The sequence below is a fragment of the Roseivivax sediminis genome (assembly GCF_900112685.1).
GTDB classification, from domain to species: domain Bacteria; phylum Pseudomonadota; class Alphaproteobacteria; order Rhodobacterales; family Rhodobacteraceae; genus Roseivivax; species Roseivivax sediminis.
Genome location: NZ_FOMS01000015.1, coordinates 90,462 through 103,833, shown reverse-complemented (window position 1 = coordinate 103,833; position 13,372 = coordinate 90,462). Strand labels below are relative to the sequence as shown.

The window sequence follows — 13,372 nt, the reverse complement described above, 5'->3', positions numbered from 1 at the left end:
AATGCCGCGTCAGAGAGGGAGATCTGACTTTCACCAGAACGAAATTCTGGTCGGAGCCCGGTGATTGCCCGGTTGGGGAGTTTTTCAACACCATCGGCCCTTTCCGGCCGGTCGCGACGATGATGAGGAGACGAGCGCCGCCGCTGCCAGGCCTGCCCACGTCCAGCCGCTCAGCTTCATTTGCCGTACTGGCCAAGAGCGCAGGAAGCGGGCCCTGCGCCCGGCGTGCGAAGCCGGTAATGGCGCAGGGCCTCCGCTCGAAACTGCTATGTTTTCTTGTCGGCCTCGCCGACTTTCGGTCAACTGCCGATGGCTGCCTCCGTGTTGCGTTCCCTGTAGAAGAACATGTAGTAGAACACCGGCGCGGCAATGAGCGTCAGGATCGACGCGAAGCCGAGACCGCCCATGATGGTCACCGCCATCGAGGCGAAGAACGCATCCCACAGTAGCGGGATCATCCCCAGGATTGTTGTGGCGGCGGCAAGGATCACCGGACGGACCCGGCTGCTGGACGCGCGCACGATGGCGTCCTCCATCCTGCCTCCCTCGCCGCGCACGATGTCGATTTCTTCGACCAGGACAATGCCGTTCTTGATCAGCATCCCCGACAGGCTCAGCAGGCCCAACAGCGCGGTGAAGGAGAACGGCATGCCCGTCGCCAGCAGCGCGATGGCCGCGCCGTTGATCGCCATGGGCACCAGCAGCCAGATCAGCAGCGGCTGCCGCAGCTTGCCGAACAGCAGGATCGAGGTGACGATCATCGCTAGCAGCGAGACCGGCAGCACCTTGCCGAGGTTGCCCTGCGCGTCCTGCTGGCTTTCGTATTCGCCGCCCCATGCGAAACGATAGCCGGGCGGAAGCTCCATCGCCTCGAGCGGAGCCTTCACCTGCTCGAGAACATTGGCGGCGTTGGCGCCGGTGGTTACGCCAGACTGCACGGTGATCGTCAGCACCCGGTCGCGCCGCTCGACCACCGAGTTCTCGACCTGCGGCGCAAAGCCGTCGACCACCTGCGAAATCGGCACATAGGCGTTGTAGGGATCGGAATATACGATCCCGTCCATCAGCGTCTCGCTGCGGTCGCCATACCGCACCTTGCTGCGCAGGATCAGCGGGATCTGCCGCGAGCCTTCCTGATAGAGGCCGGCCTGAAGACCCTCGCTGCCCATCAGCAGCACTTCGGAGACATCCTCGCGGGTGATCCCAGCCGCCTGTGCCCGTTCCGAGGCATAGAGCGGGCGCATCACCAGCTCCTGTTCGAACCAGTTCGTGCGGATATTGCGCAGGTCCTGCCCGTGGGTCTGCATGATCTCCATCGCCTCGCCGGCCAGTGCCCGGAGCACCACCGGGTCCGGCCCGGAGAACCGCGCCTGGATCGGCGTGCCACCGCCGGGCCCGAAGACCAGCTGCTCGGTGCGGAATTCACCCCCCGGCAGGGCCCCGGCTCCGAAATCGTCCAGCGCGTTGCGCAGCGGCACGATATCCTCGAGCGATCGTGCCCGGATGATCAATTGCCCATAGGACGGGGCCGGATCCTCGGACTGGTAGGTCAGCATGAAGCGCGATGCGCCGCCACCCACGAAGGTCGCGGTGGAGACGACCTCGGGGCGCTCGGCCAGCCACTCCTCGACCAGCGCAAGATCGGCGGCGGTGGATTCGAGGTCGGTGCCCTGAGGCTTCTTGTAGTGGACGAAGAAGATCGGCGTGTTGGAGTTGGGGAAGAACTGCTGCTTCACCTGGCCGAAGCCGATGACACACAGCACGGTGGTCGCCACCAGGCCGCCCACCACCAGCCAGCGAAAGCGCAGCGCGCCGCGCAGCAGCAACTGGTAGGCGCTCAGCATCCGTCCCACGGCGGGCTCGGGCGCATCGGCATTGCCCTGCTTGAACAGGTAATGCCCCAGCAGCGGCGTGACGGTGACCGCCAGCAACCACGACAGCAGCAACGAGATGCCCACGACCGCGAAGAGCGAGAACAGGAACTCCCCGGTAGAATCGGGGCTGAGCCCGATGCCCGAAAAGGCGAGGATGCCGATGATCGTGGCGCCCAGCAACGGCACCTGCGTCTTGCGTGCGACCTCTTCTGCGGCATCGCGGGACGAGGTGCCCCGCGCCATGTCCACCTGCATCCCGTCCGCCACCACGATGGCGTTGTCGACCAGCATGCCCATGGCGATGATAAGCGCGCCCAGGCTGATGCGCTGCATGTTGATGTCGAAGATCGCCATGAAGAACAGCGTGCCCACCACCGTCAGCAGCAGCGTGGTGCCCACCACCACGGCGGACCGCCAGCCCATGAAGAGACCCAGCACCACCACCACAATACCGACCGACAACGCGAGGCTGACGAGGAAATCGCTCGACGCCTCGTCCACGACCACGTGCTGCTGATAGATCGGCTGCAGTTCGACCCCGAAGGGCAGATCCTCGAAGATCTCCGCAAGCCTTGCGTCGACGCGTTCGCCCACATCGACCACGTTTTCCGTCGTGAGCGCCGAGACACCGACGGTGAAGGCTTCTTGCCCGCTCAGTCGGATGAGCTTGCTGGGCGCGCTCGCCCTTTCGCGAGTCACGGTTGCGAAATCCTGCAGCGAGACCACCTCGCCGCCAAGGCCGATGGTCAGCGTGCTGATGTTCTCGACCGTTCCGGCCCCTGCCGGCGGCGTGATCGCCAAGCGCTGGCCGTCTTGCGAGACCGACCCTGTGGAATTCACGGCATCCGCCGTGGAGACGGCCCCGCTGACCGCAGAGAGCGGAAGGCCGAGGCTGTTCAGGATCGAGGGGTAGGGTTCGACATAGATCGCCTCTTGCGGCAACCCGTCCAGCGCGACGTCCGCGACCCCCTCGACCACCAGCAACTCGCGGCGGATGTGGGTGGCGAAGTCATGGATTTCGGCATCGGTATAGCCGGGAGCGGTCACCGCGTAGAACAGGCCGTAGACATCGCCGAAGGCGTCGTTGACGAAGGGCGCGCTGGCGTTCTGAGGCAGGTCGCCGCGCGCGCCGTTCACCCGGTTGCGCAGGGTCTCCCAGATCTGCGGCAGCTCGTCGGGCCCGTAGGTCGACTGCACATCGACGGTGATCCGGCTCATGCCACGGGTGTTCACCGACGAGATGCTGTCCAGTTCTCCCATCTGCTGGATGGCGGACTCCAAGGGCTCGGAAACCTCTCGGGCGACCTGCTCGGCCGAGGCGCCGGGATAGTGGGTGATGACCACAGCGCTCTTGATCGAGAAGGCTGGGTCTTCCAGCCGTCCGACGGTGGCAAAGCCCCAGAGGCCCCCCAGCAGGCAGCCCAGCATCAGGACCCAAGTGATCAGCGATCTGTCGATCGAGGCACGCGCGATGGAAAACATGGTCACTCCCCGAGCCCGGCAAAGCGGCGGACGGTCTGGCCGTCTTCGACCAGCGCCGCCCCGGCAGCGACGATCTCGACCCCCGCCTCGACACCGTCGACAAGCGCGATGCGCCCGTCGTCCCTTTGCCGGATTCCCACCGGACGCAGGGCCACCGTCCCGCTCTCTACGTCCTCCCCGGAGGCCGAGAAGACCAGTACATGTGGTTCGCCGTCGGCGCCGTAGACCAGAGATTCATGCGGCAGCAGGATCGTTCCTGCGGTCTCGGATTCGCGCCGGATGATCACCATGGACGAGGTGCCGGGCAGAATGCCGGCATTCGCCCCCTCCTCCAGCCGCAGGGTCAGGCGAAAGGTCTGGTCCGTATCGGCGCTTTCGGCTTCGTATTCCCAGATCGACAGCGGAAAGGTCTGGTCGCGCCCGGGAAAAGTCGCAGTGAAGGATACGTTACCGTCTCCCGTGTCGCCGGCCAGCACCTCGGGCACGTGGATGTCGATCAGCGTCTCGGACATGTCATGCAGCCGCACGACGGGCTCGCCGGCCTGAACCGTGGTGAATGGCGCAACAAGGCGGCTGGACACCAGCGCGTCGAAAGGCGACGTGAGCGTGGCATCGGCGAGGTTGGCCTCGGCCTCTTCCACCGCAAGCCGCGACAGTTCCAGCTGGGTATTCGCCGCCTCGACTTCGGCGCGCGGCACGGCATTGCCCGACAGTCGCGAAAGCCGCGCCTGATCCTGCTCGTCCTGCGCGAAGGTGGCCTGTGCCTGCATGAGCGCGCGCTCGAACTTGTCCCGGTCAAGCGCGGCTACCGTCTCTCCCTCGGCGATGACACCGCCCTCCATCGCCGGGAAGTCGACGATCTGTCCCGCGACCTGAAAGGCAAGGTCAACGGTCTGCCGGGCCCGCACCCGGCCCGGCAGGCTGCGCTGTTCGACGGCTCTCTGCGGCACCAGTTCCACCAGCTTCACCGGTCGGATCGAATCCTGCGCAAGACCGGGACCGGCCAGCAGCAGCATCGACACAAGGAAGATACAGTGCAGGATACCCGTGCGTCGGGAACTGGATGAGAGATCGGGCATGTCTTACCTCCGGTGGTGTCCGTCCGTTCACGAGCATTTGCCTTTGCAATTCCCGACGGGCGGCTATGGCTTTAAATGAAACTGATCGGTGAAGTTTATGAAGGGTAAAGTGGTGGGAAACGGTCAGAAGTCGGGTGACAATTCTGTGAGGACGCCCCCGCGCCCCGGACGGCCCAGCCTCCAAGAAGCCGAACGCATAGGCCAGGCCGTGCTAAATGAGGCCCGGTCGCTTTTCGTCGCCAACGGCTATGACCGCACCTCCATGGACGAGATCGCGACACAGTCCGGCGTATCGAAGCGGACGATCTACAGCCGCTACGGCTCCAAGGCGGACCTGTTTTCTCTGGTTGCGCAGCAGCTTGGCGACACGACCATGTCAGCGCTGGAGGCCGCCGAAATCCCTCAGGGCACGCCGTTCGAGGTGATGCATGCGCTCGCCGAGCAGCTGACGGCCTTCGCCAGCGACAAGGATATCGTCGCGATGGAGCGCATGACGCTGGATATGGCGCGGTCGTTTCCCGAACTGTGGGATTTGCGCCGCTCGCAGTCGCGGCGCACGGTCGACGTCGTGGTGCGACGCCTCGTCCGCATTCGCCCGGATGCGGACGCGACCCAGCAACAACTGGAGCGGGACGCGTTGGTCTTCCTGTCGATGACCGTCATTCCGACGCTTCACAGGTCCATGATGAGCCCCGGCACCGAGCTGGCCGACGCTGATGCCTTTCTGGTGCGCGCCGTGGAAATTTTCCTCAAAGGCTTCCTGTAGGAGCGGTCTGTTTGGCTGGGCGAAAGTAGCAGGGGTCGACCATGCCAGTTGGCCGCCGCTCGGCGAGGGTCCGTTCTGTGCGCTTCTCCGTTGGCCAGTATACCGAGAGTGCTGCGGGCCGGACCGAGCATCTACTTCAAGGGTGGCCGAAGTGCTGCGGCGCAGGATCTTGAATGACCGAACTGGCGAGCGGCGCGGCGAACCCTGGCTTTGCGGTGCCTGTTTGCGACCAGCCGGAAACCGCGCATTGCTGCCGCTCGCGAACAACTCAGCACTTGGTAGTTTGGGCTCGTAGCCGCCATTCGACTGATTTCGGAGGAGGCGGTGAATTCGACCTGGTCAATCGAACTCACTGCAAACTGAAGCCCGGGCGCATTGCTGCGCCCGGGATCGATATATCAACATTTACGTTAGGGGCTGGCCGCAAGCGACGCCCCTTCGCAGATCGCCGTGCCGGCGTGACCTCAGAAGGTCATCTCGGCGCGGAGGCCGACGCCGACGGAGTGGTTGTCCTCGAAGGTGGTCACGGCGCGGTCGGCCACCCCGGCGTCGGCGTCGCCGAGCCAGGAATAGTTCACCCCGCCCGAGACGTTGAAGTTCTCGTGGGTGTACCGTCCGCCCAGCGTCACGCCCCAGAGCCCGTCGGTCGGGCCGAGCGGCGAGACCGTGTCGTTGTCGCCCTCGGGTTCGAAGAGCACGGTCATCGATCCGGCGAAATTCTTGGTGAACGCCCGCCCGAGGCCGAGCGTGTATCGGTGCCCGTCCTCGAGGTTCACGAGGTCCGCGTCCAGCAGCGTCGGCACCACATTGACCTCCGAGAACTCGGTCCAGCGGTAGCTGGCGGTCAAGAGCGTGCCGGGCGCGATGCCGGTCTGGAAGTCGAGGTTCAGCGATTGCGGCGTCTTGTATTCGACCTCGTCGCGGACCGTCATGCCGAGCAGCTTCTCGGTGGTGTCGGCCTCGTGCTCGATCTCGGGCGAATAGGCCAGGACGAAGCGCAGCGCGATATCCGGGATCTCGTAGGCGAAGCCGAGGACGTAGCCGGCCTTGGTGTCCTGCTCCATCTCGAAATCGTAGCCGCCATTGGCCGCGAAGGACGCCGTGGTGTTCTGGTAGGCCTGCCCGAGCGAAGCGACCGTGCCGGCGCCGTAGGTCTGATCGAGCCTCTCCCGGGTCGCGTCGTCGCCGGCGAGCGCGCCGGAGAGCTGATCGGTGGTCAAGAGGGGCGCGCCGGGCGCGGCGGCCTGGACCTGCTGGTTGAAGCCGTTCACCGTCGCGTTGCCCGAAATCGCCTGATTGTAGGCCAGGCCGTTCAGCCCGACGTCGGAGTTCACCCGCTCGGCCTTGACGCCGCCGAACACGCTGAAGCGGTCGTTGATCTTGTAGCGCATCACGAAGGTCAACGCCTGGCTGTCGAGATCCGCGAAGGTGCCGCCGAGATTGGAGGTCAGCGGGTTGTCGTCGTAGTCGACATCGGCGCCGTAAGGTTCGTCGAAAATCAACGAGTAGTTGAGTTTCGGATTGATCGCGTTGGTGTAGAACATACCGGTCTGGGTGTAGCTCTCGCCGACCTCGTAGTCGCCGTCGCCACCGACGTTGCCGGTGTCCTCGCCCGAGACATGCGGGCTGACGAAACCGAAGGACAGGCCCGCGGTGTTGTCGTCAGCGAAAATCGGCAGGATGCTCTGGCCCGACCGGTCGAGCCCGGCCGCCTGTGCTCCGCCGGTGGCGGCGAGCACGAGCGCGAGAGCCGAGGCCCCGGTGTGCAGCGTTTTCATGGACGTCTCCCTCATCCCGCAGATGTCTCCTCTGACGGGAAAGTTACTAAGAGGCTCGTTGAACGGTCAATTTTGACCCAGCGTCACGGCACGGGGGGTGAACGCAGCGTCACTCTTTTGTCACAGGCCGTGTCTCCCGCCAGATATTGGCGTAGTTCGCGGCGAAAATCACCGCGGCGCCGAGAAATACGAACGGGTCGAGCGGCTCGGCATAGAGCGCCATCCCGACGAGCGCGATGAGTGGCAGCCGGGTGAAGTCGATGGGCATGACCACCGTTGCCGGCGCGAGTTTCAGCGCCGTGGTCAGGCAGAAATGCGCGATGAGCCCGGCGGTGCCGATCACCGCCAGGAGCGGCCAGGCCGCCGCCTCGGGCAGGGCGATGTCTCCGTCCGCGCCGGCGCAGAGCAGCCCGAACAGGGCCTGCATTACCGTCAGCCAGAAGAGGATGGAGGCGATATGCTCGGTCCGCGTCAGGCGCCGCGTGAATACCGCAGATCCGGCAAAGCCGATCGCCGCGAATGCTGCCGCCAGCAGGTTGGGATCGAAGCTGTCGGGAGCCGGTCGCGCAACGATCAGTATGCCGAGAAAGCCGACGAGCCCCGCGCCGACCCGGAACCGCGTCAGCCGCTCGCCCAGGACGAAGGGGGACAGAAGCATCACCCAGATCGGCGAGGTGAATTCCACCGCGAAAACCTGCGCCAGCGGCACCGTTGCGACGGCATAGAACCAGAAGTTCTGCCCGGCAAAATGACTGAGGTTACGGACCGTGTGCAGGCCCATGCGGCGCGCTCGGATCTCGCCCCTTGTGCGAGTGGCCTGTGTCACGGCAAGCACGATCATGATGCCGATCAGGCTGCGGTAGAGCATGATCTCGAACGTGTCGAGATCGACGCTCAGTTCGCGCCCGGCGACGGCCATGGAACTGAACGACACGATCGCGCCGGTCATCCAGAGGCAGGCGCGCAGGGTTTCGCTGGTGTGCAGGGTGGGCGAGACGGTGGTCATGGGGCATTTGCGCCACGGCCCGGCCGGAAGGCAAGGGGGATGCGCCTCGGTCGCGGCTGGCGCCGCAGGCCGGGAGCGACTCTACCCGGCTGCGCACCGGCGATGGGAATGCGACACCGAAGACAGCCCAGCGCGCCAGTGCGGCCCGATCACTCCCACTCGATGGTGCCCGGAGGCTTCGAGGTCACGTCGTAGGTCACGCGATTGATGCCGCGCACCTCGTTGATGATGCGCGTCGCCGTCTCGCCAAGGAAATCGTGGCTGAACGGGTAGTAATCGGCCGTCATCCCGTCGACGGAGGTCACCGCGCGCATCGCGCAGGCGTAATCGTAGGTCCGCCCGTCGCCCATCACGCCCACCGTGCGCACCGGCAGAAGCGCCACGAAGGCCTGCCAGATCTCGTCGTAGAGGCCGTGCTTGCGGATCTGGTCGATGAAGATCGCGTCGGCCTTGCGCAGGATCTCCAGCTTCTCGGGCGTGATCTCTCCGGGGCAGCGGATGGCGAGGCCCGGGCCGGGGAAAGGATGGCGGCCGATGAAGCTTTCGGGCAGGCCCAGTTCGCGGCCGAGCGCGCGCACCTCGTCCTTGAAGAGCTCGCGCAGCGGCTCGACCAGCTTCAGGCCCATCTTCTCGGGCAGGCCGCCGACATTGTGGTGCGACTTGATCGTCACCGACGGGCCGCCCGAGAAGCTGACGCTTTCGATCACGTCGGGATAAAGCGTGCCTTGCGCTAGGTAGGCCGCGCCCTCGATGTCGTTGGCGTGTTTCTGGAAGACGTCGATGAACAGCCGGCCGATGGTCTTGCGCTTGACCTCGGGGTCGGAGACGCCGTCGAGCTCGCCGAGGAACAGATCGCGCTCGTCGGCGTGGATCAGCGGGATGTTGTAATGGTCGCGGAACATCGTCACGACCTCGTCCGCCTCGCCCTGGCGCAGGAGGCCGTGGTCCACGAAGACGCAGGTCAGGTTGTCGCCGATCGCTTCGTGGATCAGCACCGCCGCGACGGAGCTGTCGACCCCGCCCGAAAGGCCGCAGATCACCTTGGCGTCGCCCACCTGGTCGCGGATCTTCTGGATCGCCTCCTCGCGGTAGGCGCCCATCGTCCAGTCTCCGGCAAATCCGGCGTCCTTCACGAAGTTCTCGTAGAGCGTCCGGCCGTTCGGGGTGTGATGCACTTCGGGGTGGAACTGCACCGCGTAGAACCGCCGTTCGAGGTCGGCGGTCACCGCGAAGGGCGCGCCGGGCGAGGTGCCGTAGACCGCGAAACCGGGGGCGAGGCGGGCGACGTGGTCGCCGTGGCTCATCCACACCTGTTCGCGCCCGGTGCCGTCCATGAACCAGCCGGTCAGCAGGTCGATACGCTCTTCTGCGGGCGTGACCCAGGCGCGGCCGAACTCGGCGGTGCCGTCGCCGCGGTGCACCTCGCCGCCGAGCATATGTGTCATCACCTGCTGGCCGTAGCAGATGCCGAGGACCGGCACGCCAAGCTCGAACACCTTCTGCGGCGGGCGCGGGGAGCCTTCGTCGACGACGGAGGCGGGGCCGCCCGACAGGATCACGGCCTTGGGCGCGAAGCTGTCGAGGAAGTCCTCGGTCACCTGCTGGAAGGGGTGGATCTCGCAATAGACGTTCAGCTCGCGCAGGCGGCGGGCGATGAGCTGGGTCACCTGGGATCCGAAATCGACGATAAGGAGGCGGTCGTGCTGGGTCATGGCCGCGCGATAGCGTCAAGCCGTGCGCTGCGCAAGCGCGACGCGTCTCAGCCCATGGAGGCCGCCTTGGACTTGCCCGACCGCCGGCCCGCCGCGCGGTCGCGCAGCCAGCTCCAGAGGGCGATGGCGCTCCAACTGGCGACATAGAGCGCGCCGAGCGCGAGGATCACCACGCCGGGCACCGGGCCGATATCGGCGCGCTCGATGGCGGCGGCGAGCGATGGCGCAGGCTCGGGATGGACGGTGATCTTGCCGGCGAAGGCCAGCGCCTGGATCAGCAGGATCCACAGGTAATTGCGCCGGATCCGCCGGCCGACCGCGACGAGGAAACTGACATGGTAGCGCGGGCGCAGGTAATCCTCGGCCAGCACCGATTGCCAGTTTTCTTCGAGGTGCAGGTCGCCCTCGGTCAGCATGGGTGCGTAGAAATGCGTCTCCATCCAGCGCGCGCGGGCGCGCCAGACGTTGAAGTAGCGGTAGCGCCGCGCCTCCAGCACGAGAAACAGAACGATCAGCACGCCGACGAGGATCAGCGGCAGCGGCGAGGCCTGCGGCGAGGCGAAGGCGATCGACAGCGCAACGCCCAGCGTGACCACCGCCCAGTTCGTCGTGGTGTCGAGCCGGGTGCGCCAGATCGTGCTGCGGTAGACCTCTCCGCGATAGAGATGGGCAAGCGCGCCGATCTCGGCCGCGTCGAGCTTGCCCCGCGGTTCCGCTCTGTCGTCGATGGCGGTTCCTCCCCGTGTTCGGGGCAAAGATGCCCGGCGGTGCGCGGGCGGTCAATTCGCCTCCTGCCGGCGCGTCAGGGAATCGGCGCCAGCAGGTCAGGCGCGGTGACCAGCGGGCGCACGCCGTGGGCTTCGTGTTCCTCGAACACGTTGCCGCCCGCCGCCCAGTCGTGCAGCGAATTTATGTCGAGCCGGGCGCATTCGGGCCGCACGCTCCAGGTCACCTGCATGGGCGAGCAGGTGGACTGGTCATAGGCCGGCCCGGTGGTGGAGCCGGCGAAGACGACCGGTGTGCCGGTATCCGCGGGCAGGGTCCGCGGCTGCGCGCGGCCGGCGACGGCGTGGCCGCGATAGGCGTAGTCGTTGAAGTCGCGGGCCGCGGGGTCGTTGACCAGCAGGAAGACCTGCGATTCGACCCGAAGCTGCGGATTGGCGCAGGCCTCCGACATGCAGGCGCCGAGCCCCGCGCCCGGCGGCACCTGGCACGAGGTGTAGACCCAGTGAACCTCGATGGTGTTGCCGGGGGCGACGCCGTCGAAATGCCTTTGGGCCGCCGGTGCGAGGTCGGTCGGCGACAGCCGCCAGGTGTCGCCGCAGGCCCAGCCGTTGGCCGCGTCCTCGCCCGCCGGCACGGAGAAGCCCGGACCCTTGTGTTCGGCCTGCGCGTGTACGTGCATGTTGCACAGCCGCAGATCCTGCGGCGGCGGCGCCGGCGACCAGACCTGCCGGTTGCGGCCGGCACGGTCCGAGATGTCGCGCGGCGCCTGCGGGCCATAGCCGCGACAGAGCTCCTCTGACGCCGCCGCGGGCAGCGCGATCATGGCGAGGAGGCCGAGAAGAAGGGGCAGGCGGGTCATGGGCGATCCTAGGGCAGGTGGCGACGGGCGTAGCAAACCAGGTCGCCGCGAAAAACCGGTTAACGTCGCATCGCCCCGCGAACATGTCGCATTCAGGCGCAAGACGGCGTAAACGGACGGCGACGGCCGCTGCCGGGCCGCTAGACCGGCGAGAAATGCAATTCCGGAGCTCTTCGATGCAGGACACCAGCGCCGACAGACGCCGTGGACGCGGAGGCGGCGGCGCCGCCCGGCGGGCCGCCCGCAGCGCCACCGCGGTCGAGACCGCCGCGGTCATCACTCGCAACATCCCCGATTTCGAGGTGCTGACCGAAGAGGCGCTCGAGATCATCGAGTGGAACGCGGAAACCGTGCTGGAAGAGGTCGGCGTCAACTTCGTCAACAATCCCGCCGCCTTGCAGCGCTGGCGCGACGCCGGCGCCGACGTCTCCGGAGAGCGGGTGCGCCTGCCGCGCGGCCTGGCGCGCAAGCTCATCCAAACGGCGCCGGGCTCCTTCGTGCAGCATGCGCGCAACCCGGAGAAGTCGGTGACGATCGGCGGGCGCAACCTCGTGCTCGCCCCGGTCTACGGGCCTCCGTTCGTGCGCGATCTGACGGGCGGGCGACGCTATGCCACCATCGACGATTTCCGCAACTTCGTGAAGCTCGGCCACATGTCGAAGTGGCTGCACCATTCCGGCGGCACGGTCTGCGAGCCGACGGACGTGCCGGTCAACAAGCGCCACCTCGACATGATCGAGGCGCACGTGACGCTGACCGACAAGCCGTTCATGGGGGCCGTGACCGAACCCAGCCGCGCCCGCGACAGCGTGGAGATGTGCGAGATCGTCTTCGGCAAGGACTTCGTGGCCGACAATTGCGTGCTGACCTCGCTGATCAACATCAACTCGCCGCTGACCTTCGACGACACGATGATGGGCGCGCTCGAGGTCTATGCCGCCGCCGGGCAGGCCTGCATCATCTCGCCCTTCATCGTCGGCGGGGCGATGGCGCCGGTGTCGGTCGCGGGCACGCTGACGCAGGTTCTGGCCGAGACGATGGCGGGCGTGGCCTATTCGCAGCTCATCCGGCCCGGCGCCCCGGTGATCATGGGCGCCTTCGTGACCTCCATCGACATGAATTCGGGGGCGCCGACCTTCGGCACGCCCGAGGCGTCGCAGGTCACCTACGGCGCGGGGCAGCTTGCGCGGCGGCTGGGTCTGCCGTTCCGCTCGGCAGGGTCGTTCTGCGGCTCCAAGCTGCCGGATGCGCAGGCCGCCTACGAAACCGCGAACACGCTCAACATGGGGCTGTTGTCCGGCGTCAACTTCATGCTGCACGCCTGCGGCTGGCTCGAGGGCGGGCTGGTTGCATCCTACGAAAAGTTCGTGATGGACGCCGACCAGCTCGGCGCGCTGCACCGGATGGCGGCCGGCGTCGATAGCGGCGAGGCGGCGCAGGCGATGGACGCGATCCGCGAGGTCGGGCCGGGCGGCCACTACCTTGGCTGCGCGCACACCCAGGAACACTTCAAGACCGCGTTCTGGCGCTCGGAAGTCTTCGACTACAAGCCCTACGAGACCTGGTCGGAAGAGGGCGCGCGCGACACCGCGACGCTGGCGCAGATCCGGGCGCGGCGGCTGCTCGACACCTACGTGCCGCCGGCGATCGACCCGGCGATTTCGGAGGCGCTCGGCGCGTACATCGCCGGGAAGCGCGCTTCAGAGCCGGACGCATTTTCCTGACGCGTGCAGGTCCGTTCGGGGCCCTGAAATGCCAGACGGGCAAGCCGCTGTTCTGCGATGATCGCCGAGAGCAGCGCCACGTGACGCGCGGGTGAATAGCCCGCGGTCCCCTCGCGCCGCGCCAGGTCGAGCGGCGCCTCGGCGGCCATCAGCCGCTCCAGCGGGCGGGCCGTGGCGTCGCCAGCGCTGCCGCCGCCCACGAGACGCGCCAGATGCCGGTCGCGCCGGTAGTCCTGCGCACCGATCCGCGCCGCCCGGACAAGAAGACGTGGGCGGCGCAGCTGCAGAAGTGTGTCGGCAAGGTCGTGCATGATCGCATCTCCGTCGTGTGTGACGGGATAATTCCACAGCTTTTGCGTGTGTTGC

At 66.6% G+C, this 13,372-nt stretch carries 10 protein-coding genes; 2 read left to right on the top strand and 8 right to left on the bottom strand.

All coding sequences use genetic code 11. From position 1 onward, the window contains the following. Positions 1 to 299: 299 nt before the first annotated feature. Together F3H57_RS19330 and F3H57_RS19325 are read right to left on the bottom strand one after the other, a co-directional pair. Positions 300 to 3,356: an efflux RND transporter permease subunit gene (locus tag F3H57_RS19330; RefSeq protein WP_149758107.1), complete on the bottom strand. Its 3,057-nt coding sequence runs from the start codon at positions 3,354 to 3,356 to the stop codon at positions 300 to 302. A 2-nt stretch (positions 3,357 to 3,358) separates the two neighbouring features. Further along, a complete protein-coding gene (locus F3H57_RS19325) occupies positions 3,359 to 4,435 on the bottom strand; it encodes an efflux RND transporter periplasmic adaptor subunit (RefSeq protein WP_149758105.1) in 1,077 nt (358 codons plus the stop codon). A 208-nt stretch (positions 4,436 to 4,643) separates the two neighbouring features. Here F3H57_RS19325 and F3H57_RS19320 point away from each other — a divergent pair, with 208 nt between their 5' ends. Beyond that, positions 4,644 to 5,201: a TetR/AcrR family transcriptional regulator gene (locus F3H57_RS19320; protein ID WP_149758120.1), complete on the top strand. Its 558-nt coding sequence runs from the start codon at positions 4,644 to 4,646 to the stop codon at positions 5,199 to 5,201. A 464-nt stretch (positions 5,202 to 5,665) separates the two neighbouring features. On the opposite strand, the gene F3H57_RS19315 is transcribed toward F3H57_RS19320, so the two are convergent. From F3H57_RS19315 to F3H57_RS19295, 5 genes are all read right to left on the bottom strand, one after another. After that, complete coding sequence (locus F3H57_RS19315) at positions 5,666 to 6,979, bottom strand: outer membrane protein transport protein (RefSeq protein WP_188129754.1); 1,314 nt, start codon at positions 6,977 to 6,979, stop codon at positions 5,666 to 5,668. Between the two features lie 109 nt (positions 6,980 to 7,088). After that, positions 7,089 to 7,985: a DMT family transporter gene (locus tag F3H57_RS19310; protein ID WP_149758101.1), complete on the bottom strand. Its 897-nt coding sequence runs from the start codon at positions 7,983 to 7,985 to the stop codon at positions 7,089 to 7,091. A gap of 149 nt (positions 7,986 to 8,134) precedes the next feature. Beyond that, positions 8,135 to 9,697 (bottom strand): glutamine-hydrolyzing GMP synthase, encoded by a 1,563-nt coding sequence (gene guaA, locus F3H57_RS19305; RefSeq protein ID WP_149758099.1) that lies wholly within the window; start codon positions 9,695 to 9,697, stop codon positions 8,135 to 8,137. A gap of 47 nt (positions 9,698 to 9,744) precedes the next feature. Further along, entirely contained in the window at positions 9,745 to 10,452 is a 708-nt protein-coding gene (locus F3H57_RS19300) for a DUF2270 domain-containing protein (protein ID WP_394349846.1), read from the bottom strand. A gap of 47 nt (positions 10,453 to 10,499) precedes the next feature. Beyond that, positions 10,500 to 11,282 (bottom strand): delta-class carbonic anhydrase, encoded by a 783-nt coding sequence (locus F3H57_RS19295; protein ID WP_149758097.1) that lies wholly within the window; start codon positions 11,280 to 11,282, stop codon positions 10,500 to 10,502. A gap of 176 nt (positions 11,283 to 11,458) precedes the next feature. Between F3H57_RS19295 and F3H57_RS19290 the strand changes: the two genes are divergently transcribed. After that, the gene (locus F3H57_RS19290; protein ID WP_149758096.1) at positions 11,459 to 13,006 is read left to right on the top strand and encodes a trimethylamine methyltransferase family protein; all 1,548 of its coding nucleotides are present in this window, start codon (positions 11,459 to 11,461) and stop codon (positions 13,004 to 13,006) included. On the opposite strand, the gene F3H57_RS19285 is transcribed toward F3H57_RS19290, so the two are convergent. Continuing rightward, a complete protein-coding gene (locus F3H57_RS19285) occupies positions 12,913 to 13,317 on the bottom strand; it encodes a DUF6477 family protein (protein WP_188129753.1) in 405 nt (134 codons plus the stop codon). The genes F3H57_RS19290 and F3H57_RS19285 overlap by 94 nt on opposite strands. Between the last annotated feature and the right edge of the window lie 55 nt (positions 13,318 to 13,372).